General features: G+C 47.4%; 18 protein-coding genes and 2 pseudogenes. 4 read left to right on the top strand and 16 right to left on the bottom strand.

Features of this window, described 5'->3' with window-relative positions; genetic code table 11:
• Window positions 1–107: 107 nt before the first annotated feature.
• The 7 genes from ABRZ28_RS09925 to ABRZ28_RS09955 form a co-directional block, all read right to left on the bottom strand.
• The gene (locus ABRZ28_RS09925; RefSeq protein ID WP_330520173.1) at window positions 108–1,076 is read right to left on the bottom strand and encodes a branched-chain amino acid ABC transporter permease; all 969 of its coding nucleotides are present in this window, start codon (window positions 1,074–1,076) and stop codon (window positions 108–110) included.
• 14 nt (window positions 1,077–1,090) lie between these two features.
• Window positions 1,091–1,954 carry a branched-chain amino acid ABC transporter permease gene (locus ABRZ28_RS09930; protein ID WP_330520174.1) on the bottom strand — a complete coding sequence of 288 codons (864 nt, stop codon included), beginning with the start codon at window positions 1,952–1,954 and terminating at the stop codon, window positions 1,091–1,093.
• Between the two features lie 4 nt (window positions 1,955–1,958).
• Complete coding sequence (locus tag ABRZ28_RS09935; protein WP_330520175.1) at window positions 1,959–2,672, bottom strand: ABC transporter ATP-binding protein; 714 nt, start codon at window positions 2,670–2,672, stop codon at window positions 1,959–1,961.
• On the bottom strand, window positions 2,669–3,508 hold the full coding sequence (locus ABRZ28_RS09940; protein ID WP_330520176.1) for an ABC transporter ATP-binding protein: 840 nt from the start codon (window positions 3,506–3,508) through the stop codon (window positions 2,669–2,671). The genes ABRZ28_RS09935 and ABRZ28_RS09940 overlap by 4 nt, the downstream gene beginning before the upstream one ends.
• A 254-nt stretch (window positions 3,509–3,762) precedes the next feature.
• Window positions 3,763–4,977 carry an MFS transporter gene (locus tag ABRZ28_RS09945; RefSeq protein WP_330520177.1) on the bottom strand — a complete coding sequence of 405 codons (1,215 nt, stop codon included), beginning with the start codon at window positions 4,975–4,977 and terminating at the stop codon, window positions 3,763–3,765.
• A gap of 304 nt (window positions 4,978–5,281) precedes the next feature.
• Window positions 5,282–6,469: an aminotransferase-like domain-containing protein gene (locus ABRZ28_RS09950; protein ID WP_330520178.1), complete on the bottom strand. Its 1,188-nt coding sequence runs from the start codon at window positions 6,467–6,469 to the stop codon at window positions 5,282–5,284.
• Window positions 6,470–6,511: 42 nt separating this feature from the next.
• Entirely contained in the window at window positions 6,512–7,966 is a 1,455-nt protein-coding gene (locus tag ABRZ28_RS09955; RefSeq protein ID WP_330520179.1) for an amino acid permease, read from the bottom strand.
• A gap of 260 nt (window positions 7,967–8,226) precedes the next feature.
• On the opposite strand from ABRZ28_RS09955, the gene ABRZ28_RS09960 reads away from it, so the two are divergent.
• Window positions 8,227–9,264 (top strand): helix-turn-helix domain-containing protein, encoded by a 1,038-nt coding sequence (locus tag ABRZ28_RS09960; protein ID WP_330520180.1) that lies wholly within the window; start codon window positions 8,227–8,229, stop codon window positions 9,262–9,264.
• Between the two features lie 44 nt (window positions 9,265–9,308).
• On the opposite strand, the pseudogene ABRZ28_RS09965 reads toward ABRZ28_RS09960, so the two are convergent.
• Window positions 9,309–9,467, bottom strand: a pseudogene (locus ABRZ28_RS09965) (IS256 family transposase); the annotation flags it as partial.
• 578 nt (window positions 9,468–10,045) lie between these two features.
• Between ABRZ28_RS09965 and ABRZ28_RS09970 the strand changes: the two are divergent.
• Entirely contained in the window at window positions 10,046–10,267 is a 222-nt protein-coding gene (locus ABRZ28_RS09970; RefSeq protein ID WP_330520181.1) for a helix-turn-helix domain-containing protein, read from the top strand.
• Window positions 10,268–10,359: 92 nt separating this feature from the next.
• Here the strand turns inward: ABRZ28_RS09970 and ABRZ28_RS09975 are convergent, their stop codons facing one another.
• The 3 genes from ABRZ28_RS09975 to ABRZ28_RS09985 are packed head-to-tail and all read right to left on the bottom strand — an operon-like array spanning window position 10,360 to window position 12,716.
• Entirely contained in the window at window positions 10,360–11,247 is an 888-nt protein-coding gene (locus ABRZ28_RS09975) for a PhzF family phenazine biosynthesis protein (RefSeq protein ID WP_330520182.1), read from the bottom strand.
• A 38-nt stretch (window positions 11,248–11,285) separates the two neighbouring features.
• Window positions 11,286–12,092, bottom strand: coding sequence for a 3-methyl-2-oxobutanoate hydroxymethyltransferase (gene panB, locus ABRZ28_RS09980; protein ID WP_330520183.1), 807 nt, complete (start codon window positions 12,090–12,092; stop codon window positions 11,286–11,288).
• Window positions 12,093–12,101: 9 nt separating this feature from the next.
• On the bottom strand, window positions 12,102–12,716 hold the full coding sequence (locus tag ABRZ28_RS09985) for a LysE family translocator (RefSeq protein ID WP_330520272.1): 615 nt from the start codon (window positions 12,714–12,716) through the stop codon (window positions 12,102–12,104).
• A 182-nt stretch (window positions 12,717–12,898) separates the two neighbouring features.
• Here ABRZ28_RS09985 and ABRZ28_RS09990 point away from each other — a divergent pair, with 182 nt between their 5' ends.
• Window positions 12,899–13,363 (top strand): Lrp/AsnC family transcriptional regulator, encoded by a 465-nt coding sequence (locus ABRZ28_RS09990; RefSeq protein WP_330520184.1) that lies wholly within the window; start codon window positions 12,899–12,901, stop codon window positions 13,361–13,363.
• Window positions 13,364–14,096: 733 nt separating this feature from the next.
• Window positions 14,097–14,402, top strand: a pseudogene (locus ABRZ28_RS09995) (site-specific integrase); the annotation flags it as partial.
• A 639-nt stretch (window positions 14,403–15,041) separates the two neighbouring features.
• Here ABRZ28_RS09995 and ABRZ28_RS10000 read toward each other — a convergent pair.
• The 5 genes from ABRZ28_RS10000 to ABRZ28_RS10020 form a co-directional block, all read right to left on the bottom strand.
• The gene (locus ABRZ28_RS10000; protein WP_327617754.1) at window positions 15,042–16,313 is read right to left on the bottom strand and encodes a type II toxin-antitoxin system HipA family toxin; all 1,272 of its coding nucleotides are present in this window, start codon (window positions 16,311–16,313) and stop codon (window positions 15,042–15,044) included.
• Window positions 16,314–16,315: 2 nt separating this feature from the next.
• The gene (locus tag ABRZ28_RS10005) at window positions 16,316–16,819 is read right to left on the bottom strand and encodes a helix-turn-helix domain-containing protein (RefSeq protein WP_330520185.1); all 504 of its coding nucleotides are present in this window, start codon (window positions 16,817–16,819) and stop codon (window positions 16,316–16,318) included.
• A 305-nt stretch (window positions 16,820–17,124) separates the two neighbouring features.
• On the bottom strand, window positions 17,125–20,160 hold the full coding sequence (locus ABRZ28_RS10010; RefSeq protein ID WP_330520186.1) for a type I restriction endonuclease subunit R: 3,036 nt from the start codon (window positions 20,158–20,160) through the stop codon (window positions 17,125–17,127).
• A 34-nt stretch (window positions 20,161–20,194) separates the two neighbouring features.
• Window positions 20,195–21,499 carry a restriction endonuclease subunit S gene (locus tag ABRZ28_RS10015; RefSeq protein WP_330520273.1) on the bottom strand — a complete coding sequence of 435 codons (1,305 nt, stop codon included), beginning with the start codon at window positions 21,497–21,499 and terminating at the stop codon, window positions 20,195–20,197.
• Complete coding sequence (locus ABRZ28_RS10020) at window positions 21,499–23,739, bottom strand: type I restriction-modification system subunit M (RefSeq protein ID WP_330520187.1); 2,241 nt, start codon at window positions 23,737–23,739, stop codon at window positions 21,499–21,501. The genes ABRZ28_RS10015 and ABRZ28_RS10020 overlap by 1 nt, the downstream gene beginning before the upstream one ends.
• Window positions 23,740–23,768 lie beyond the last annotated feature (29 nt).

Raw genomic sequence — 23,768 nt, forward strand, 5'->3', positions numbered from 1 at the left:
AGCATAAACCCAATGCCAGATATTTTTTCTTCATACATCCCCCGAATGAATATTTATTTAAATTAGCGAGACGTGCTTTTCGCCAATACAATTTACCGCCCTATGTACTACTTTTCTTTGCCGTTATCTAAAACAGGTTCATTGTTGTTACGCGGCGCTTTACGTAATACTTCCGGCAATAGACCCTCAGGACGAAAGCGCAGCACTATCTGTAATAACAAGCCGATTAAAAATAAGCGGATATATTTCGCCTTTAATGCCCATTCGGCCGGAAGCTGATCGGTCACTAATTCAGAACACGACCAGATAACCCATATAATCAGCGCCCCTATCAGAACGCCGCGCCCATTACCGGAACCGCCCAGGATGACCATAATCCAGGCTAAAAAGGTGATCAGCATCGGGTCAATGGCGTCAGGCGTGATCGCCCGGGTAAAATGTACGTAGAGCGCCCCGGCCAATCCCATAAGGGCTGAGCCCAAAATAAAGGCTTCCAGTTGACGTTTGGCGACATTTTTACCCATGGCGCGAGCGGCAATTTCGTTATCACGAATCGCCCGCATCATTCTTCCCCAGGGCGAGCGGGCCTGACGCTCAATCAATAGATAGACCGCCAGCAAAATGACGGCGCTAAGTGCAAGATAGGCCCATTGCGAAGACGCATAAGAAAAGTCGCCAAAAGGTCTGGGTACGCCGCTAATTCCCCGAGCGGAATTAGTCAGCCACTCTTCCGAACGCGCAACCAGGCGAATGGTTTCGGCAAATCCTAATGAAACGATAGATAAATAATCCGATCGAAACCTTAAGCATATTTTTCCTATCGGCCATGCCAGCAAACAGGAAAAAAACATGGCGCCGACCATGCCCAAAATAACAGGTAATTCAAAGCCGCCTAATCGGCCTGCTACCGCCGGGGAGGTTAATATAGCCGAAGAGTATGCCCCGACCGCAAAGAAACCAGCGACCCCCGCATTAAATAGCCCCGCATATCCCCATTGAATATTCAGACCAATCGCAAGACAGCCGTAAATACAAACAAAAATCGCCAAATATACCGGGTAATTAAGCCATTCCATAAAGATATCCTCTTTTACAGTATTTTCCCACGGAATATGCCTGTAGGTCTGATTAACAATACCAATAACAGAATGGCGATGGCGCTAACCATTTTGTATTCGGCCGGCAAGAATAAGACGGAGATTTCTTCGGCAATACCGACGATAAATCCGCCGACTACCGCACCGCTTATTCGTCCTACGCCGCCAAGAATTGCGGCGGAAAACATCGGCAATAACATATTCCAGCCCATCATCGATTTGACTTCGGAATTAAGGCCGAGAAGAAATCCTGACGCCGCACATAATCCGCCGACAATCATCCAGGTCAGAGTGATAACTTTTTTATTATCTATCCCCGACAAGAGCGCTAAATCAGGATTGTCCGACATCGCGCGCATCGCCTTGCCCCATTTACTTCGGGTAAGGAAAAAATTCAGTATAAAAACAATTCCCAAGACCACCGCGATGGTAATAATTTCATCTTCTTTAATGCGCACGCCAAACCAGTTAGCCGGACGAGAAATACCCTGAACGTAATTTTCGGTATTCACGCCCCAGACAACCTGAACCACGGAGCGCAGCATCAGCGCCACGCCAAACGAAGCGATGGTCGTAATAATTTTCGGCCTGTTGCGCAAGTTGGCATAAAATAAACGGTCCAGGCCGACGCCAATCAATCCGGTGAACATAATCGCAAGCAATAATGCCGCATATAATGGTAATGCCAGCGTAGTAGTAAAAAATAACGCCAGGAATGCGCCGAACGTCGACAGGTCGCCATGAGCAAAATGCCCATGACGCATAATGGAGTAAACCAGGGTAATACCGATAGCGCCCAGCGCATAGATGGAACCCTGAACGATACCGGGGATCAAATAGAAATTAATAAAGTCCATCAAATTAGCCACCCAAAAACATTTCTGCAACCTGTTTATCAGCCAGTAATGAGGCCCCGGTGCCTTCGTGCCGATTACGTCCTGAAGCCAGGACATAACCACGATCGGCAAATGCTAAAGCTTGTTTTGCATGCTGCTCTACCAACAAAATCGCCACGCCCGTATCGCGAATATCGCGGCAAAGCCGAAAGATTTGCTCCATATACTTTGGCGACAGGCCCGCTGTAGGTTCATCCAATAGCAGAACTTCAGGATCCAGCATTAACGCTCTCCCCATCGCGACCATCTGACGCTGACCGCCGGATAAACTGCCGGCAAGGGCTTTTCTTTTCTGTTTTAAGTCAGGAAATAATTGATAGATACGTTCGGCCGACGCGTTGATATCCGCCTTACCCGATTTCAGAAAGGCGCCCATTTCAAGATTTTCCTGCACGCTCATATCGGCAAAAACATTATTTACCTGGGGTACATAACAAACGCCGGAATTAACAATCTGGTTTGTTGGTTTACCAACAAGTTCGGTATTTCCAACCCTTATCGAACCGGAACGAATGTTGATAAGCCCAAAAATAGATTTCATGGCCGTTGATTTGCCGGCGCCGTTCGGACCAACGATGACGACGATTTCCCGGCGGGAAACTTCCATAGAGAGATCGAAAAGAATATCGGTGTCTCCGTATCCCCCACAAACCTGTTTGACGCTTAATAATGCACTCATGCGACGGCACTCCCGGATTCACCCAGATAGGCTTCTAATACGCGGGGATCGGAACGGACGGCGGCGAAATCGCCTTCGATAAGCACGCGTCCTTCCGCCATACAGATAACCGGATGACACAGGCGTTCAATCATGCCCATATCATGCTCGATTAAAATAAAGCTATAGCCGCGAACCTGGTTCAGATAGAGGATTTTTTCCTCCAGCTTTCTTAAAAGCGTACGGTTTACGCCTGCGGCAGGTTCATCCAGCAATACCAACTCGGCATCCGTCATGATGGTTCTGCCAAGTTCCAGTAATTTCTTTTGTCCTCCGGAAATTTGTCCGGCGCGTTGATGAGCAATATGGGTCAATTCGAGAAAGGCCAGTGTTTCCCATGCCTTATTACGGATATCTTCCTCAAACTTTTCAACTTTTTTTGGCTGTAACCAATTAGTCAGTAATGATTCTCCCGGTTGCCCTGGCGCGACCATCATTAAATTTTCCAGCACGGAAAGATGATGAAATTCATGAGGGATCTGAAATGTTCTGACCAATCCCTGATGAAAACGCTGGTCGGGCGTTAACTGACTAATATCTTTACCCTGATAAATTATTTTCCCGAAACTTGGCGTATAAGCGCCGGCAATCAAATTAAATAACGTTGTTTTTCCTGCGCCATTTGGCCCAACCAAACCCGTTATTTCTCCTTTATTTATAGAAATGGAGCAATCATTTATCGCTCGAAATAAACCAAAGTTCATGACCAAGTTTTCACAGGAAAGAATAGCCTCGGATAAAGGTGATTCCACTGTAGAAGAAACATTCGGGTCATGCTGTATGCCTTGCTGATTCATAAATCGTTTCCCCGGAATTATCTTGTCTATCACAAAATATAAGTGAGGCTTGTAACTTGATACTATCGACAGTGTTAGCGAGTTGCTTTCATCAAAAGGCCACTTTTTTCAACGTAGGGCCTAATCAAGGCCTCATATCGATTCTATTTTTAATTTGCAAAAAACAATATAAAACAAAAATTTAAATTCAAACCAGCGGTGCCGTTTCTCGCAATATATGGGTTGATAAGTCATCTGTTTTCTTTTTAATGCGGTTAGTTAACCTTATGCACTTCAATGGCATCCTTAAGACGTGGTGCTTTAAAGAAAAATAAAGAACAAGAGACGAGGATTACAAAGAAAAGAAGATAGACAATCTCTATTAAGCCGACAAAATTACCCAGCATACCAGCCAATAATATAACTAATGCTGCGGCGCAATAGGTTACCGCGGCATAATAAGAACTTCGAGCGCCATGTTCCGATGCCGATACGCCCAATGTAATCATTATCAGACACAGTCTATAGGATATTCCAACCCCCAACCCGATGATGCCGAAGGCGATAATCGCCGTCTCCGAGGAGCGGATCACTCCTGAAAGGATGATTAAAAAAACGCCGGCAAGCAGAGAAATGATACCCGACGCCGAAGGCATTTTCCCGGTAAGCCACGGGCTGCCTAATTGCCCCGCCGCACAAAATACCAGCATGACAATAACGCCATATCTGCTTGCCGCCATCATATGAAGAGAATCAAAAAAGGACGGAAGAAAAACGATCGCCGTACTAATTGCAATCCACGATACGCATCCGACGCCGATTGGCACAAGGTAATCAAAAGCCGAGAATTTTATTGCGGTATTTTGCGATTTACGATGAGTAAGAATATTTTGATTGGTATTTCGATTACAAATTAAAACCATGGCTAATAAAATCAGCAGAACGGAGCTGGCGACGGCATGAATATAAAAAACCAGATGCATTGATATCTCACCCAAATGATTCACGCACCACTGCGACAATGATGTCCCCAGCACCGCGCCAACCAAGTTGCCCGTCGCCGATAATGAACGCCCCTTGACGCCTAGCGCCGCGACGACCAGCGCCGCCGCCGCTCCCGTACCAAGACCACCGGCAATACCCGCTATCGCCCGGCCGGCAAGAATGCCGCTTTCCGTCGCCGTTCCCAGCAGTAAGTCGGAAAGGATGGCCATCGACAAAGCCGCGCAGATAAAGTAAGGCGACCATCTGACAACCGAAGGTTTCGCCAGCGCGAGCAGCACGCCAATCAAAATGCCGACATAGCAGACAAACGTCAGCGACATCAGGAAAGGAGTGAACCCCAATACATTTTTGTAGAGGGGTATCAGCGGCGTGGTTAAATTGGTCCCGGCAAGCAGCAGGCTAAAACTGGCGGCGGCAATCAAACCCTGTGCCGTACGTAACAGTTCTGACGGGAAAGTTATCTTCAAAGCAGTCTGCGTGTTCATCGAATTGGTTAAAAACCTCTATGTATTTCCAACTTACTCACCAGGTTTGCAGCCAGGCATAATGCATACCGCTCCCTGCTGCAAATAATCCGCCACTAACATAAATGCATTTAAAAATGATTGATAAAGTTCCGCTTCAAGGTAAGGAGAATAAACCTGACAACCTTTACTATGCTTTTCTTAAAAAAACCTGAATAAAAAACAATGATGGCAAAATAAATCATCATCATTCTTATCCTTTCAAGATCGTCAAACATATTAGCCTCACTTTAGCTGACATATGCGTCCCTGCATCATTGGTATATCAAAGCACCGACTTAAGTAAAGCGCCTAAAGAAGAGATTCCTTTGACTATGTTTGCGTCAGTATGCGTCGAATAACTCAATCTTGCGTAGTTGTTTTGCTGTTTTGTGGCAAAGAAACTTCCGCCAGGGACATAGGCTACTTGGGCCAGGGGAACCGATTTCTCTATTAAAAAGGCTTCGGTATTAAACCCTTCAGGGAACGCCATCCATGTGAACATTCCGCCGCTTGGATTGGTAAAACGAACATTATCTGGAAATGTTTCAGCAATGGTATTCAGCATTAGCTCTTTTTTGCGTAAATAAACGCGACGAACATTTTCAATGTGCCTATCGATATCATAGGTATCAAGATAGAGGGAAACCGCACTCATATTTAGCGTGCTGCACTGCGTATCGGCGGCCAGTTTCAGCAGTCCTATCTTCTCTGTTAATAATGGCGATGCGACGGACCAGCCAATGCGTAATCCAGGCGCCAGCGTTTTTGAAAAACTGCCAAGATAAATGACACGTCCTTCGGTATCCATGCTCTTGATTGTGGGCAGCTTTTCACCCTGATAACGAATTTCACGATAAGGCGTATCTTCGAGAATAATAAAATCATATTCGTTTGCCAGAGCGATCAGCTTCTTTCTTCTCTCTAACGATAAAGTGATCCCGGTCGGATTATGAAAATCAGGAACGGTATAAAGAAATTTAATTTTACCCTGTTTCTTTAAGCACGCTTCCAATTCATCCGTCATCAGACCATTCTCATCCATTGGGATGGAAAGGTACTCAGGCTGATAGGGATTAAACGCTATTAGCGCGCCCAAAAAGGTCGGGGCCTCAGTGACAATAATATCTCCCTTGTCAATCAGCAACTTGGCGACAAGATCCAAGCCTTGCTGCCCCCCCTGAAGTATCTGGATATTCTCTTGAGTGCAGACAACGCCATCGGCATTCATCCTTTCCGCAACCTGTTCGCGCAATCGGGGAATACCTGCGGAATGCGTGTATTGCAGCGAAATATCAGCCGGCCCGGACAGCAAGCTGGTATAGATATTACTCAACTCTTTAATTGGGAACATATTTGCATCGGGATAACCGCCACCGAAGGAAATAATGTCAGGGTCCGCACCGAATTTCAGCAACTGTCGGATAGCAGAAGGTTTAACTCTTTCAATTCTCTCGGCAAAAAATTTGTTCATTTCGCATATTCCAATTGTTTGTAACTTCGTTGTTCACCGGGTTTAATTAATTTCCGCCCTGATCCCATTTCTTAAAATAATATTTCTCTCTGACTTTGAACGGACCAGATAAACCACGGTTAAACCGATAAACCACAGGGGCGTAAGCAGCAACGCTCTACGCGTATCTGGCTCGAGCGAAAGGAGCACGATCACAAAAGCAAAGAAAGCCAGAGCAAACCATGACATGAATATTCCTGCCGGCATTTTGAACGTTGATTTAGCATGTAATTCCGGCCGTTTCTTACGATAAACCAGGTAAGAAACCAGGATCATCGCCCATGTGAAAATAAACAGAATGGCAGAAACTGTTGATACCAGTGTGAAAACGGTCATGACGTTTGGAATGATAAAAAGCAGCGTCGTTCCGATTAACATGCTTAAACCAGAAAACAGCAGCGCCGGAACAGGTACTGATGAGTTGGCCAGCTTTTTAAATAACGCCGGGGCATCTTTTTCAACGGAAAGGCCATACAGCATCCGGCTAGTGGAAAATACCCCGCTATTGGCAGCAGACATGGCGGATGATGTAACAACAAAATTGATCACCGCGGCCGCAGCGGGAAGGCCTGATAACATAAACAATTGAACAAACGGACTCCGGTCAGGCGCAATAAACTCCCAGGAAGACACCGAGATAACAATGATGATCGACAAGACATAAAACAGCAGTACTCTAATCGGTACGGAATTGATCGCTTTAGGCAAAGTACGGGTCGGATCCTTGGTTTCCGCAGCGGTGGTACCGATAAGCTCAATACCGGCAAAGGAAAATATCGCAATTTGAAATCCAGCGAAGAAACCAAAAACCCCATGGGGAAATAATGTTTCTTTATTGGTCACATGCCTTAAAGATGCTTGCACGCCGTCTGGCGAAACGAACGAAGTCGCGATTAAATAGATGCCGGTTATAATAAGAGCGCAAATAGTAATCACTTTTATCAAAGCGAACCAAAACTCAAGTTCCCCAAATACTTTTACGGTAAATAAATTTAATGACACCAGGAACAGTAAGGTTGATATCGCCGGTATCCAGGTTGGTAGTTCGGGGAACCAAAACTGCATAAAGCTACCAATAACCACATAATCCGCAATGGCGCCAACCACCCAGGTAAGCCAATAAGACCATCCGATAAAGAAACCGGCCCAGGGGCCCAAATAAGCGGATGCGAAATCAGCAAAGGATTTAAACTTTAAATTAGAGAGTAATAACTCCCCCATTGCCCGCATAACCAGGAAAAGGAAAAAACCGATAATGGCATAAGTGAAAATTATTGATGTCCCAGACATACTTATGGTTTTCCCCGCGCCCATAAATAATCCAGTCCCTATTGCTCCGCCAATAGATATCAATTGAATATGTCGGTTTGACAGGCCCCGATGCAGAGACTCATCTTTTATTTCAGAATAATTATGACCGCCAAGGAGGTCACCTTTCAAAGGTTTGTCTGTGCTCATCACCATACTTCACTTCTCTTTGTAAAAATTAGCTCATACGATTAACCAAATTCATTTCCCGGATAATCATCATATTTCGATAAAACATCCCTGCTCACGCAATCATCTCCTCGCGATTTCCTCTCGGTTCAACCTATTCAATTTTCGGAATACCTGTCAACGCGACGCATAGGCTAATTTCGCCAAAACCGCGCGCTGCGTCTTTTTTATGTAATTTATGTCTTTATAGAAAAAGAAACCGCCCAGGCGCATTTCCATCCATGCTTTCCCCGGCACGATTCTTGCAAGAAATTCGCTATAAAAGGATGCCGTTTGTCTCTATCCGGGAGATGGGGGGAGCTGCCTCATGGCTTTATCGACTCAATGACATCCATATTTTTACTGAGGTTTTAAAACTCATGCGTAACGATACATGGTCAACTTATTCTGAGTTCTACCAAAAATCCGGCTACTCTTCCTTTTCACAGCAGCATCGTGAATCCAAAGGAAAGTTTCCGTTCCGGATGATCCTGGTTGAACAAAATGCCCACAACTTTTCGGATCCGGCACTGGAAGAGACCATTATTGCCTTACCACTAAAAACCGAGCACAACTGTCGGTGGTCATGGAGCATTAATGATCATAATTACAGCCGGATATCACGTCCGGGACGGATGTTGGTTGTGCCTTCAAATACGGCCAGCGAATGGGAGGTTAACGCGCGACGCACTGTTTTGGTGCTTGCCGTCCCGAACAAAACGACAAAAATGATCCTTGGTGGTGCATGTCCCACCACTTTAGATAATGTTTTTGATCCGCTCACCTCGGATATTTGGGAAGAGCCGCTGGTTGAGCAAATGATGAACCGACTGTGGCTTTGTGCGAACACGGACTCATTGAGTAATAGTTATCTGGCCGATGGTCTTATTATGTCCATCATTTCCCAACTGCTTATTATTGCCGGAACGGAGCTTGATAATCCGCAGATTGCGCTGCCGCAGTGGCGCATGAAACGCGTCAAAGAGTATGTATTCAGTCGTCTTGCAGACGAGATCTCGCTAAACGATTTAGCTGGCGCGGCCGGACTCAGCGTCAGGCATTTTTCACGTAACTTTCAAAAAGAGACGGGAGAAACGCCTCTGCGCTGGGTCATGAAATTAAGAGCGGAGAAATCGATGGATTTACTGAAAAACTCGGCGCTGTCATTACATGATATTGCTGAAACCTGTGGTTTTTCCAGTCAAAGCCACTTTACGACCACGCTCAAAAATCTGACCGGGCTAACCCCTTATAAATGGCGGCAGCTACATCGCCAGTAGCGGTCCGTCCAGACCCTGTACATAATTGTGTGTAAATGCCTCTCTCAGAGGTGAGCGTTCAGGCGATCACCGAACTTGATAATAAAGCGGCTCATTGCCAGTCGCCAGTCCCTCAGCGGCATCGTCAATTTTTGTGATGCCTCCTGTATTGCCAGCCACACCACTTTTCTCACTGAGTCATCTGTTGGGAACACCTTGCGCTTTTAGTCTGGTGGAAAAGGGTCACCGCTCAGCTTTGCGCATTGCCTGCTGAAGCTGCCCGGCAAGTGCTGGATAGCCTTGTTCAGACAATGGCGAGAGGAAACCTGAATAACCCGACTGCCTGGCTGCTGACGGTGATAAAGCGCGCTCGGAATGGCGAATTGTTCACAGCAGGCAAATTTCCCCACCCGGCCAAACCCAGGGCGGTACGTCCTGCGGCCATGTCAACACAAACGCAATCCGTTCGTCCTCAAATAGCCTCACGGGAACATGTCAGTGGTGTTGTGGCCAAATTACGTCAGGCAATGGCACGAGCCAAAATTAGAAAATGAGTGGGGTTTGGTACGGTTGTATAAAAAACGACCTTGCTGGCAACGCCAAGATGCGCCGGTGTCAGTGAGGCCGGTAAGGCTAACCCCGTCCGGTTCCACCCCCATGAGATTAGCCTCTCTGGTGGGTATGATCTGTTACTCACTGGAGGTTGCCTTATGGTTCAAACCCTCCCCCGGATTTACGCCCTATTTACCATTCCTTTCCGCTCTTGCGAATGTTTCATTGAAAGTTCTGAAGAGGTGCCTGAATGAATCAACAGGACTGGCATCCCGCCGATATTATTGCGGCGTTGAAAAAGCGGGGGACTTCGCTGGCGTCGGTTTCACGTAAAGCAGGGCTGGCCTCTTCTACGTTAGCGAATACTCTCACAAGGCACTGGCCCAAAGAGGAAAAGCTGATTGCGGAAGAGTTGGGTGTTTCGCCTGAGGAAATCTGGCCTTCCCGTTACAGCAAGCCAGATAGTCGTTAGGGACGATTTGCAAACTGTTGGGCCGATTATAATGGACATAGCCGCCGCAGCTCGCACTGGGCTGCGGCTTTACATGCATAGCCGACAGATCATTACACGAATAGCTGGCCGCTCGCGGCCACCGCTGCTTCACCGCCAATACGTACGCGTAGTGCTCCACCTTCGTGCTCCCACGAGGCATAGATCTTGCCATCTCGGTTGATTTCGATCCCTTGCTCAGCAACATAGCTGCCCTCCGCTTCGCCCGTGTGTTTGTGACGAGCGACGAATGCCGCTACGCAGCCGTTGCCGGAGCCACACACTGGGTCTTCAGTCACGCCTTCACCGGGTGCGAAAGTCCGTACCCGGAGTCGCACTGGACCGCCATCATCGCGTTCCGCGAACACTGTAAGGCCCGCCGCGCGCAAGGCCCTGCATTCGCGTGCGATCAGGCTCTGGTCGGGGGCGAGTGCCGAAATGGCTTCGAATCGAGATAGTTCGACGATCAGCCACGGTACGCCGGTCGAGACAACCTCAAAGGGAGTTTCCGCGAGGTCGGATTCGCTACAGCCCAACATTTTTGCCACTGTTTCACATGAAAGCCCGCTGTTACGGTAGGTCGGCTCGCCTTGGGTCATGCGCAGCAAACGGCCCGATGCGGATGCGATGACTTCGACAGGTACTATGCCAATGCCGCACTCCTGCCGTAGCAACGTGGCGTTAGCCTTGTCCGGGTATCTTGCGAGCACCGAATAGGCTGCCGCAACCGTCGGATGCCCAGCGAAGGGTAATTCACTCATCGGACTGAAAATCCGGACACGGTAGTCGGCTTCCGGCGTAGTCGGTTTAAGAATGAACACCGTCTCCGACAGGTTCATCTCGCGTGCAATTTTCTGCATGGTTTCCGCCGGAATTTTATCGGCGTCGAACACTACGGCGGCAGGATTTCCATAAAGTGGTCGGTGTGCGAAAGCATCGACTTGCACGAAATCGAATGGCATAAGGCCTCCTCATTTAATCTGTTTTTTTGAAATAATTGTCATAGATGCTCTGTATAGCAATGCTCTTCCGCTGGAAAAGAGCCATCTTTTACCGCGGCAACGTAGGCCTTCAGCGCAGCATGAATACTTGACCGCCCGGTCATGAAATTGCGTACAAATTTTGGTGTATGCCCGGTTATGCTTAGGCCGAGCATGTCATGTAATACCAGTACCTGTCCGTCTGTGCCAGCGCCGGCACCGATACCGATCACAGGTACGGACACAGCTTCGCTGAGAGCTCGGCCTAGAGAAGCCGGAACAGCCTCGACCAATATCATAGCCGCACCTGCTTCTTCCAGCTTCATTGCCGCATCAGTGAGAACTAACGCCTGTTCCCGACTACGTCCCTGTACCTTAAAGCCACCAAATACGTTGACGGATTGGGGTGTCAGGCCGATATGCGCGCAAACCGGTACACCGTTACGTGTTAGTTGACGAACTGACTCGCAGAGCCACTCGCCACCCTCCAGCTTGACCATCTGAGCCCCCGCCTGCATCAGGCAACCTGAACTGCGCATAGCCTGTTCCGGTGAGTTATAGGTCATAAAAGGAAGGTCGGAGATGATAAAACTTGAGGCGCTGCTGCGTTTCACGCTGGCGGTGTGGTACGCCATGTCTTCCAGCGATACGGGCAGGGTACTGTCGTGCCCCTGCAGTATCATCCCTAATGTGTCGCCGATGAGCAGCATATCCACTCCGGCCCGGCTGCATTCATGCGCAAATGTGGCGTCGTAGCAGGTCAGCATGGCGATTTTCTCACCACGCTGTTTCATTTCTTGCAGGTGTGTAAGGGTAATCTCAGACATAATTTTTTCTCAGATAAGCTGCTCTGCCAGTAAAAGCACAGCGATGATAACCATAAGCGTTCCAGAAATCCGGCTGACACGTTGAGCAGCACGAGGCCGGGTCCGCAGTATTGCCTGGGAGCCGTACCCGACCAGCAGGTAAATCACGCCGCAACTGAAAATGTGTACCAGCCCCAGTGCCGCCATCTGTATCGATAGCGGCCAGGCGGCGTGCATGTCTGTGAATTGAGGTAGCAAGGCCAGAAACAGTAGAAAAACTTTCGGGTTAAGGCCGCTTATGCAGAGCCCTTTAAGCGCCCATTGCATCCGTGAACCAGCATCGTTTCTCTCACCGGAATCGGGTACGGAAGGGTGGCAAAGCATACCAATACCCAACCACAGCAAATAGCATGTGCCAGTGATAGTCATTGCTGCCATCAAGGCTGGCTTACCGGCAATCAGAGTACCCACCCCGGCGGCTACAACAATAGTTGCAATCAGATGTCCGCTCAACAGTCCGAGCACCGCAGGAATGACTCTTCGCCCACGAATGCCTGCAGAGATGGTGTAAGCCCAATCCGCTCCTGGGGTAATTACAAACAAAATAGAAACCACCCAGAATGCAGCAAACATACTTAGCGGCATGAGTGAGAGATCTCCCTGTTCAGCCATTCTTCCTGCTCAGCCATACTTTCAGAAATACGCATTTGGGACTCCTGTTCATTTCTTTCACGTCGTCAAGTTCGGTAGCAAGAATATATCTCTATCGTTAGAATGTGTTTTCAAAATCACCCAAAAAAGGGTCATTTAAAGGGAGATATTATCGATTGGATAGGATAGATATTAAAATTCTTGCTGAGCTGCAAACTGACGGTCGCCTGTCTGTGACAGATCTTGCCGAGAGGGTCGGGCTGAGTTTGTCGCCTTGTCATCGCCGGGTAAAAGCGCTTGAGCAGGAAGGCATCATTCGCGGCTATCGGGCTCAACTAGACCCGGTTAGCTTAGGATTTAATTTCTCGGCGATTGTCTTTGTTACTCTACGTGACGGGGATCGCCAGGCAGTCAGAAAATTTGAGGAAACAGTTAAAGAGATACCGCAGGTTATTCAGGCACAGCGTCTCTTCGGCGACCCGGATTATCTGCTGCATGTTATTTCACGCGATCTGCCTGCTTTTCAGCGGCTTTATGATGAACAACTGTCAGGTATGCCAGGTGTTCAGCGACTAACCTCAACGATAGTAATGAAGTCAGTCGTACAGGATCGACTGTTGCCGGTTGGGTCAGAGAAATAATGTTTTATTCATACGCCATCATAGTGATTAATTGACGGTTCTAAGCTATAAAGGCGTGGCGTTTATAGTAAATCACAAGATCTCTTGACGGTGATGAAGGTAGTTTCAGACTCTATGCATGAAATTGATGTGATTGTGGTTGTCACAATCCAGTCCCCCGGGGAATACCTTCCCCCCCCGGGCAGGTGTCTCTCTTCTTTATCGGAGAAACACCATGCCGGCTTTTACGTCTTCAGTTGTTCCTGATTTGTTCTCAACCCTGCAGCGTGTTAAATCGACCGTCCAGCGAATATCACTTCGTATGACGCCCGCCGCGCTTTAGTCACTGGTACGTCAATGAAGCAGGTAATTTTGCCGCTCGTGCGCATGTTATCTGCAGTGATGACGGTTCGGTCAGCGCGTTACTGACGCTGCGCAAAGGTTGGTACAAAGGCAACTATATCTATGCCAGTATCCAGGTTGCGTTGCCTTACAGGAATACCGAACGCAAAAAGGCTTACCGACTCGCCTGCCAGCTGGCTGAGTATTTGGCCAGACTGCGTTACCGCTTTTAAAACGGTCATTTTACGCACTGATACCCTGACGGGATTTACTTCCGTTCAAGGGGGTAAATCCCGCTTTAAAGAGGATTTACCGATGAATACCCCAATTAACTTCCGTACTAATGCTTTTGACCTGAAAACGTCCCTGGATGTGCTTTTCTACCTTTGCGCGATTGAAGGCGAGCTGTATAGGTGCAGTTGGCCCCGAACCGGCGATACAGCCTGTTCGTTCGTTTTTCACCAGACTGACAAAGGAGTGTGGTTTTAAGGTGAGTCCTCACCGATTCAGGCATACCCTGGCGACGGAAATGATGAAGTCGCCCGATCGCAATTTGGCTTTGGTCAAAGGGTTGCTGGGGCATCGGAGCGTCAGTACCACAATGGAATACGTCGAGTTGGATTTGGCGATCACCGGGCAGGTACTGGAAGAGGAATTGTCGCTGTATATGGATGTCATTTCGGCGGACGAAGCAGAAACCAGTCACGCCTTGATATAACTAATTGCCAGCGATCAAGAAAAGGACGCCTGCGGTAACGGGCATCCTTTTTAAGAGGAACGAATCATCAACATCGAGTGTACAGGTCTTAGAAAACACGACGAGATTAACTTGCCGGTTCCATTTTTTCCGCCCGTCAAAGGATTTCTCCTCTAACCAGCGTGCTTTGATGCAGAATTAGTGGCGGACTCGGAATCATACTCACGATTAACTTTCTGTTTATTATTGGTTTAATTGCGAAATTATTGAAACAGCGCTCCCACTAAAGCCCCCATAAAAAATCGCTTTGTTTTTGTGATGGTTGTCACGAGGAATCGGTGTTTAAGGGGAGAGGCTTCGTTATGTGTGGAGTCAGGTCCACATATAACAGTAAGGGCTCCTCACATTACGACGCTAAAAACTCAGCCTTTATCCTCACAGTTCATCGCGTGCAAACAATGGTCTGATACCCTCTGAATTTTACGCCTTTCAAACCGGAATTTGATATGTTGCTCAGGGTGTATTTGAGATAAATATTACCATCGTATTATTTAACATTATGATTAAAATTAATTTTCATTCTGCTTTTAAAATGTGTTCATACAGCCTTTAAGATAACCAAACAAAATTGTTTTTGAATGGACATAAGTGATAGCCCACTTATCTTTCCGCCACCCTGAACGCCTCCGCCATTTGTTCCTGCTCCCGAAGCGGAAGGTGCAGTCTGTCCGCAATCGTTCTCCACTGGCTGACGATCCCGCAGAAATGAGCAATGATCTCATGAGCCGCTGCCTGATTCAGGCGAAAGTACCCGGCTACTTCTCGTGCTAATTCGAGATCAAGTGCATTATCTGCCTCGGTGATATTGAGTTTTAGGCCATCAGACCACGGCGTAGGGTTCATGTCGTAGGCTGCGGACAGCCGCCAGCCTCTGCCGGGAACCAGAATAAATCCGTGGTTGCGCAGATGATCGTCGGTATTGGAGACAAGGATATTAAAAACGATCCTCGACCAGAGTTCCTTCAGGTCGACATTGGTTTGTGCGCCCTGCCTTATCAGAACGTCCGCCAGTTCCAGATAGCTGACGCCTGTTGACGCATCCTCGCCATCCTGATGTCTGGTTAGCGTCATCGCCGACGCGAAATGCAGACGCTGGCCAGTTTCCGTCCGGTCGAATCGACGGACCATAAAACAGTGATAATCGCTGGCGAATTTACGGGCTTCTGCCGCGGCTACGTTGAGCCCACAGCCTGTGGCGAGCGCGTTAACGACCATCTCCCAGCCGCCCACATCGTACTCATCCCTTGTACTTGGAAATTTAGCGATATAGAGGCATCCATTATTATCAGCGACACTGGCTTTTGGTCGTGCGCCGCCTAATGAGCCACCCGGTGCGATCAACATTCTTAGCCATTCCTGACCCACTAAGGCGGTATTATCAGGATCGTCCTCAAGCGCCCGACTGGCTCTTTCTAATGCGCCAATTTCGGTGAAAGGGGGGGCTGCAACATCTATCCGGCTATCGAGAAATTCACCTTCATCTTCCAGCTTGTAACGCAGAGCGCCAACCCGGTAAAGGTCATGTACGCCAAGCAGATAGTCCGATTCGTAAAGCCGTGTACCTTCAGCCTGAATACCTGCACGAATATCCCGTTCCAGACGGCGCTTCATTAGCATTCGTCCCCAGCGGTCAGGGCTGGAATCGCCGAATACGCCGAACTTATCTCGTGGCGAAGTTGGATATTGAGCGCCCTCAAACAGCCCGATTTCTGGATCAAGCTGTAGAAAATTAAGTTCAGGATCGCTTAACGCCTGCGGATCATACTGAAATTCAAAGAGTTCGCGTGTTCGGGTTCGACGGCTGCGCAGAGAGCCAATTCGTTTGGGTCCCTGCAACCCCTCCCAGTCTGCGTATACACTGATTGTTGCCATCGTTAGTTACCTTTTATGGGTTTCTTTATTGGCTTTAACAGGGCCGCCAGCGATGCAGATGTGATGCCCGACGTTTTTACCGGTGCTTCTTCTGAAGATAATTCTGAGCTAGACGTTTCCCGCCTGCCGGATGTGTCATGGTTAACGGTAGTATCGGTAGACGCATTTCTGGAAGCGCGTTTCCCTGTGGTTGCAGAAGTACGGGAGACGAGCGCTTTTTTTATCATCCGGAAATCCTGTAGCTGGCGTCCTAGCTCGTCTTCGGCCGCCAGTTTATTCAGATCGTTTTCCAGCCCTAAAATCTGCATGACGGACAAATAAGCGCCCATTGTCACACCTGCGCCGCCCGCTTCAAGCGAACGCAACGTCATTGGCGACATGCCCGCACGTTCAGCGACCTGTTTAGCCGTCAGCTTACGCCGCAGGCGCGCCAGCTTAAGTCGCTCGCCAAAGTCAGCAAGCAACTGGTGAGTATCAGGAAGCAGGGGGGCCGTTTTCTTCGCCATAGTGGAAGTATTTTATCCTTATGAGTTGATTATCGACATAATATTAGCATATCTGTTGAGTTTGAGCGATGTGGCGAACCTGAAAACATGAGTGAGATGTTAATATTACTGCGAAATTGGTTTTAAAATGCCAGAATATTTACACTATAGTGAGAAGAGGATTATGGCGTTGTATTAAAAACAAAAAAGTCGCTGGGGATAGCCGCGATCCCCGGTCTGCCGTTCAGCGATATCATATTTCAATTTTGTACCGTTGGCCCGGTGTGGGAGGGCCATCCCGTCCGCTCTGGTTGGCGCTACTGCAGTTAGTCGCCAGTAGTTGCCTTGACCTGTTGATACACCGCTCGCATTAAGTGACCCGATGCAATGTCTCTAAATGATTCATCATTCATCAATCGCATGAAGATTTCTTCGTTTCCATCCATACGCTCAATGAACAAGTTTTCGAGCATTTTATTAAATACGGGTTCAAAGTTATCGATACTGTTGGCTTTCACCGCCTGCCGCAATTGTTCATTCGCCACGGCCGTTTCACGCACTTGGTCAAAAAAGAGCTGATCTGCTGGGGTAAATTCAGTGCCAAAACGCTCATTCAATCGCCCGACTAAGGTTGAAAGCTGCACGTCTTCATCTGCCTGACCGGTACCCACATCAGTAGGGCCATACAACGCTTCAGGCTCACCGGCTTTAAGATCGATTGCACCTTCGCTAATTTTTTGTAGCCGATAATATTTAAGCTCAACATCATCATCGACCTGAACGGTACGGCTATCGGTTGTATGCGGTAGCTTGGTCAACAGAAACCTTGCATAGGTATAGAGCTTTTCAAGCTCAGAATCCTGATAAGGGATAATTTGAGAAACAAAGCTATAGAGATTGCGGAAACTGACAAGCTGCCCTTTGAGTAAATTCTGATCTTCTTCACTCAGCGCTTGAAAACGTTCAATGGCCAGATCGAGTAAGCCATTAAGTTTTTTATGCTCGCTGCCCGTAGGGTTTAACCTATTACGGAACCAAATTTCACACCAGGCGTTGACCTCCTCGGTGGTAAATACTTTCCAACCCGCAAGCGCATAGGCCAGCGTATTCAACTGCTGTGGGTCGGTATCATCGCCCTTCGGGGTAAACTCATAATAGGGTTTAAATGCGGTGTAGATATCATCCGGTTCATTCACAAAATCCAGTACAAAGGTATCTGTTTTACCGCGCGTTATTCGATTAAGTCGCGAAAGCGTTTGTACCGCCTGAATACCAGACAACCGCTTATCCACATACATGCTATGCAGTAACGGTTGATCAAATCCAGTTTGGTATTTTTCGGCAACCAATAAAACCTGATATTCTTCGGTATTAAATTTTTCCGGTAACTCGGTCTCTTTAATACCGTTGTTCATGGTCACTTCAGTAAATTTTTTATCACTGTATTCTTTAAGCGTAATCTCACCAGAAAAAGCGACTAAAGACTTAACGTCGTTATAGCCTTTGTCTCTAATGTATTTATCAAAACCGAGCTTGTAACGCACTGCATGTTCACGAGATCCTGTTACGACCATTGCTTTGGCGCGACCGCCAATTTTATGGCGAGTATGGGTACGGAAATGCTCGACAATAACTTCAACTTTTTGTGCAATTTCATAATCATGAAATTCGACAAAGCGAGCTAATGCCCGAGCCGCTTTGCGGCGTGGGACTTCAGGATCGGTCTCAACTTTCTGAAGCAAGCGGTAATAACGCTTATAACAGGTATAGTTCTTCAATACATCGTGAATAAACCTTTCCTCAATAGCCTGACGCATACTGTAATGATGGAACGGTGCTTTGCGATCCACGCCGGGCTCATTGAAAACGGCTAACGTTTTGAATTTTGGCGTTGCCGTGAAGGCAAAAAAACTAAGATTAGGCTGTTTAGTTCGTTTTAATTGTTCACGTAATAGCGCTTTTTTAGCTTCTTCACTGAGTACCTCGTCGTCCATATCCAGCAACTGCTCGGCAATAGCGGACTCGATACCATCCTTATTCAGGATTTTACGTAGCTCCATGGCTGTTTCGCCGCTCTGCGAGCTATGGGCTTCATCGACAATCACCGCAAAACGCTTGCCAGCAGTAGAGATCTCAACCCCTTTCCCATTCGCCTCCATCGTACGGATAGCTTGTGTAATAAAGGGGAATTTTTGAATCGTAGAGATAATAATGGGGATACCATCCGCCAACGCTTTGGCTAGTTGTTGGGTATTTTCATCTATTTTCTGTACCACGCCGAGCTTATGTTCAAACTGGAAAATGGTATTTTGCAACTGCTGATCGAGTACGCGTCGGTCGGTAATCACCACCACTGAGTGAAACACTTTCTCATTATTAGCATCATGCAAACAAGATAAACGATGCGCTAGCCAGGCGATCGAATTTGATTTACCGGAACCGGCGGAATGTTGAATTAAATAATTATGGCCGGAGCCATTAACCTGCGCATGAGCGATACAGGCTCTCACCGCATCCAGTTGATGATAACGCGGGAAGATCATGGTTTCTTTATAGTGACGCTTAATCCCTTTTTCTGTAACGACCGTTTTTTCTTCAATATTAAGATGAATAAAACGCGCCAGAATATCCATCAGTGAATCGCGCGTTAATACTTTTTTCCATAGATAAGAGGTCCGCACATCACCGTAAACCGGTGGGTTGCCAGCGCCATAGTGGTGACCCAAGTTAAAAGGTAAAAAGAAAGTCTCTTTCCCTTCTAATTTTGTCGTCATAAAGGCTAACTCGGTGTCCACGGCAAAATGCACCAGGCAACGCTTCTTAAACGCAAAAAGTAACTCTTTCGGATCGCGTTCAAATCGATACTGTTGTTTAGCGTTTTCAACATTCCACTGTGTGGCCGACATCGGGTTTTTCAACTCCATCGTCGCCACGGGTAAACCATTAACCACCAACAGGACGTCAGGGATTGCGCCGCTCTTGGTGTTTACCTGACGTACAATGGTTAAACGGTTATCGGAGTAGCGCGCTGTCGCGGAGGGATCGAGTCCGGTGTTTGGTGAAAAGTAGGCTAAACGTACCGTTTTACCCACGCATTTAAACCCCTCGCGCAAGACGGCCAGTGAACCTTTAGCAGCCAGTTCCTTGACTAAGCTATCCAGCAACATATCAGGCGCTTTATGCGCATCCAACATGGTTAAACGATCCCAAAATTTGGGCTGGGTATGCTGCACAAAGGCGAGGATATCAGCAGGAAATAGCGCAGTTTCCGCATTGTAGGCGTGAGGGTCACCCTTCTCATAGCCGCCATTACTGATAAGTTCGTGTTCGATCTCGTTTTCAAAATCGATTTCTTTGTGCATGGCTGTTCCTTAGTCAATGGCTGGCTGTATTGAATTAAGCATACTCAGTTTGTTGTAATTCACGCTGCTCGGGAATGGAAAAATCACGGACGTCGATTTTTCCTGTGACGGCGTTGGTGATTAGTGAAGCGCGGTATTCAATTAGCTTTGCAATTACTGATGCTATCTTTTCCTCAGAGAGTTTAATTGTTGTAGATTTGCTTTCCAGATATTTTAAGATGGCAACTTGTTCATCTTTAGGAGGTAACGGAATTGGTAGATCTTTTAAGGTATCTTGACCAATATTTTGCATTGAGCCACTGGTTCCTGTTGAATTCTTTTCATAATGAAAACGTGCAATCGTGGACCTCATAAAGCGTACTAAGTAACCAGCTTCAACAAGCGAGTTAGTCTTGATTCGATAAAGTTTGTCACAAAGCAATAACCTAGGACGGACTTGATTAATGAGCGCAGCACTACCTAAAAGTGCTTTTGTATTTGCTCGGCTTACTAATATATCTCCTGATTTGACTTCATATTGTAGCCTTGGTTCTAAATTATCAGGCAATGATTTGTTCTCATTTTCATCAAATGATTCGCTATTAACACAACCGACTTTCAGAACTCCCCATTGTTCTTCAGATGCCGGTTGATTATTACACTGAGGAGACCAGCCTTGTTCAATACATGTGGTCACAAACCGCAAACGAGTCATAGTCCAATGCTTGGGGATTTCCCCTAACCAATCCACCCCCGAATCCTTCATCGGTACCGATAGGTCTAGCCCCTTGCTAACGGCATGGCTTATTAGTGCAGTACGCTTTTCAGCCAATTTGTCAAGCAAGTCCTTTTGCTTGCTGATTAGTGCATCGATTTGCGCAGTTTTAAAATTGAGAAAGCTGGCGATGGTTTGCTGCTCATCATACTCCGGCACAGCAAACGGAATTGTCCCTAAATCCTGTTGCGTCATGCTCGGTAATGCCGTGCTAGTTGCGTATTTGAGAAAGTTGATTGTAAGCGAGCAATAATACAAATATTTGGCTGACACATCGTCAGAAATTTCTGTATAGAACATGGTATCAACCGTCCAGAAGGGGCCGTTGATATAAAGTGGTCTATCAATAGTCCCTTTGCGGCCAAGCAATACAGATTCACCGTTGTATAAATAGGTATTTGCCTTGGCAAATTCTCCCCCCGAGCCGATGACAGGATAACCCTCGTGGGAAACCACCCCTTTATAATCTTTGCCATTCTGAATTCTCGCCATGAATTTCAGGCGCCGAATAGACCAATGCTGTGGCATCAAACCAATAGTTTTGATGCCTGACTGTTTGTAATGTTCATAAGCGGCATAGGCCATCACACCACCTCCCGCAACATCGCCACAATCTCTTTTTCAAGCTGGCTGATTTCGCTCGCAATATCCTCCAACGGACGCGGTGGCTGATAAACGTAGAAGTGGCGAGTTAACGGGATCTCATAGCCTATTTTAGTTTTACCGTGATCAATCCACGCATCGGCAACGTGCGGTAAAACCTCAGCTTTAAGGTAATCTTCACAATGCGTTTTCACTAAAGCCAGCAGCTTACTCAGACCCGTTTCATTGTCATAGCCTAAAGGCAGCGGTAAAGCGATGTCTTTAGGCAACGCCACGAGTTCAGTATCCCGTAAGTCGGCATCGGGTTCCGTAGCCCCTTTGGCATCCAAACAGATATCGGCTTCAGGATCGCGTTCGGATAAGGCGGCCAGAATCGCTTTTTTAACCGGTGCGGCAACTTTAATGTCGGCCGCTTTAAATACCTTATTTAACGCCCGCTCAAACTCAGGGCGGTTGCGATAGAGCTTATCGCCATCCATGCTTTGCAACGCGGTCTGAATAGCAAACTGCACTCGTTCACCTTCGGCTATTTCAGTAAGATACTGTGCTTCATCCTTACGCTTTTTACTGGAGGCGAGGTTAATAAAGGCTTTCTGTTCGGCAAGCCTGGCGATGCGCTCCGCACTGGCCTGAAAATTAAGGCGCAGCGGGCGCTCAACGGTAATTTTAAGGAAACCAAAATCCCGGTTATCAAGTACCTTACTGCAAATCCGCGATTCGGTTTTGCCATCAACAGTGACATCGCTCCGTGCATCGTGCTCATGCTCGGCATAAAGGCGTACTAATTGTTTGATATGTTCGTCAGAAAGCTCATTGCGCTTATTGCCTAAACTCTTATCCATTTTGCGGAAATGGCGGGTACCATCGATGAGTTGCACTTTGCCTTTACGGTGGGCTGGCTTCTTATTCGTCACGATCCAAACATAGGTATAAATACCGGTGTTATAGAACATTTGATCCGGCAGAGCCACAACCGCATCTAACATGTCCTGCTCGATGATCCAACGGCGAATATTGCTTTCGCCGCTGCCCGCATCACCAGTAAATAGAGGCGAGCCGTTAAACACGATGGCTATCTTGGAACCATCGCCCCCCATATTTTTTCCAAGCTCATTATATTGTGGCGGGTTGTGCATTTTGGAGATCATATGCTGGAGGAATAACAATGATCCATCGTTGATACGCGGCAGGCCAGCGCCAAAGCGACCAGAGAAACCGAGGTCTTCATATTCCTCACGTACAAATGCCTCTTCTGGCTTCCACTCGACGCCGAAAGGAGGATTCGCCAGCATGTAATGAAACTTCTTGTTCCGATGACCATCGTGAGGAACAAAACCATTGGTTTTATTCTTGGCATCTTTTACGCCTAACGTGTCGCCATATATCAGGTTAGTAATAGGCTCATCTTTGATTAATAAATCAGAACAACAGATTGCATAAGATTCAGGATTATATTCCTGACCGAATAACTCAATATTGGCGTCAGGGTTTAAACCCTCGGTAACGCCGTCGCCACAGATATGTTTTTCGGATTCTGAAAGCATCCCGCCCGTACCCGCCGTAGGATCGTAAATACTACGGTAAATACCTTTTTCGTAAATGCCATCTTCACCGGTAAAGAGCAACTGCACCATCAGACGAATTACTTCACGAGGCGTGAAGTGATCTCCCGCCTCTTCGTTCGCCTGCTCGTTGAACTTTCGAACGAGCTCTTCGAACAAATATCCCATCTGCAAATTACTGATGCGCTTCGGAGACAAATCTATTTGAGATGAACAGAACTCCTGCATAACCAGAAACAACCGGTTTGCTTCATCCAGTTTTGCGATCTCGGCTTCAAACTCGAACTTGTCAAAAATATCACGCGCGCGCGGTGAAAAACCCTGAATATAGGCAATTAAGTTGCCTGCAATATTAGGCGCATCGCCGATCAGTTTTTCAAAAGTAAACCCGCTGGTGTTGTATAGCTCCTGCTTGCGGCCATTGGTGGCGATACGCGATAACGCCTTGGACAACGCAGGACCGGTGATGCCTTTCTCTTCCAGCCTTTTTTTCTCATCCAGTACTTTCTGCTTGTTTTCCGCCAGCACCAGATCGAAGCGACGTAATACAATCAAAGGCAGCATGACTCGCCGGTACTGCGGCGGGCGATAGGGGCCCCGCAGCTTGTTAGCAATGTTCCAGATAAACCCAACAAGGTTCTGATGCTGACTATTTTGCATGAATAATTCCTGAACTCGTATGCCTGCCC

The sequence above is a fragment of the Brenneria sp. g21c3 genome (genome assembly GCF_040240345.1).
Classification (GTDB): Bacteria; Pseudomonadota; Gammaproteobacteria; order Enterobacterales; family Enterobacteriaceae; genus Brenneria.

What these genes read in the sequence shown, in the direction of transcription:
- ABRZ28_RS10015 (WP_330520273.1), bottom strand. Translation starts at nt 21,499, where the DNA reads ATGGCCTATGCCGCTTATGAACATTACAAACAGTCAGGCATCAAAACT.
- ABRZ28_RS09930 (WP_330520174.1), bottom strand. Translation starts at nt 1,954, where the DNA reads ATGGACTTTATTAATTTCTATTTGATCCCCGGTATCGTTCAGGGTTCC.
- ABRZ28_RS10005 (WP_330520185.1), bottom strand. Translation starts at nt 16,819, where the DNA reads ATGGCGAAGAAAACGGCCCCCCTGCTTCCTGATACTCACCAGTTGCTT.
- ABRZ28_RS09940 (WP_330520176.1), bottom strand. Translation starts at nt 3,508, where the DNA reads ATGAATCAGCAAGGCATACAGCATGACCCGAATGTTTCTTCTACAGTG.
- ABRZ28_RS09985 (WP_330520272.1), bottom strand. Translation starts at nt 12,716, where the DNA reads ATGCCGCTAAGTATGTTTGCTGCATTCTGGGTGGTTTCTATTTTGTTT.
- ABRZ28_RS09935 (WP_330520175.1), bottom strand. Translation starts at nt 2,672, where the DNA reads ATGAGTGCATTATTAAGCGTCAAACAGGTTTGTGGGGGATACGGAGAC.
- ABRZ28_RS09925 (WP_330520173.1), bottom strand. Translation starts at nt 1,076, where the DNA reads ATGGAATGGCTTAATTACCCGGTATATTTGGCGATTTTTGTTTGTATT.
- ABRZ28_RS09960 (WP_330520180.1), top strand. Translation starts at nt 8,227, where the DNA reads ATGCTTTCCCCGGCACGATTCTTGCAAGAAATTCGCTATAAAAGGATG.
- ABRZ28_RS09945 (WP_330520177.1), bottom strand. Translation starts at nt 4,977, where the DNA reads ATGAACACGCAGACTGCTTTGAAGATAACTTTCCCGTCAGAACTGTTA.
- ABRZ28_RS09970 (WP_330520181.1), top strand. Translation starts at nt 10,046, where the DNA reads ATGAATCAACAGGACTGGCATCCCGCCGATATTATTGCGGCGTTGAAA.
- panB (WP_330520183.1), bottom strand. Translation starts at nt 12,092, where the DNA reads ATGTCTGAGATTACCCTTACACACCTGCAAGAAATGAAACAGCGTGGT.
- ABRZ28_RS10020 (WP_330520187.1), bottom strand. Translation starts at nt 23,739, where the DNA reads ATGCAAAATAGTCAGCATCAGAACCTTGTTGGGTTTATCTGGAACATT.
- ABRZ28_RS09955 (WP_330520179.1), bottom strand. Translation starts at nt 7,966, where the DNA reads ATGAGCACAGACAAACCTTTGAAAGGTGACCTCCTTGGCGGTCATAAT.
- ABRZ28_RS09950 (WP_330520178.1), bottom strand. Translation starts at nt 6,469, where the DNA reads ATGAACAAATTTTTTGCCGAGAGAATTGAAAGAGTTAAACCTTCTGCT.
- ABRZ28_RS09975 (WP_330520182.1), bottom strand. Translation starts at nt 11,247, where the DNA reads ATGCCATTCGATTTCGTGCAAGTCGATGCTTTCGCACACCGACCACTT.
- ABRZ28_RS10010 (WP_330520186.1), bottom strand. Translation starts at nt 20,160, where the DNA reads ATGCACAAAGAAATCGATTTTGAAAACGAGATCGAACACGAACTTATC.
- ABRZ28_RS10000 (WP_327617754.1), bottom strand. Translation starts at nt 16,313, where the DNA reads ATGGCAACAATCAGTGTATACGCAGACTGGGAGGGGTTGCAGGGACCC.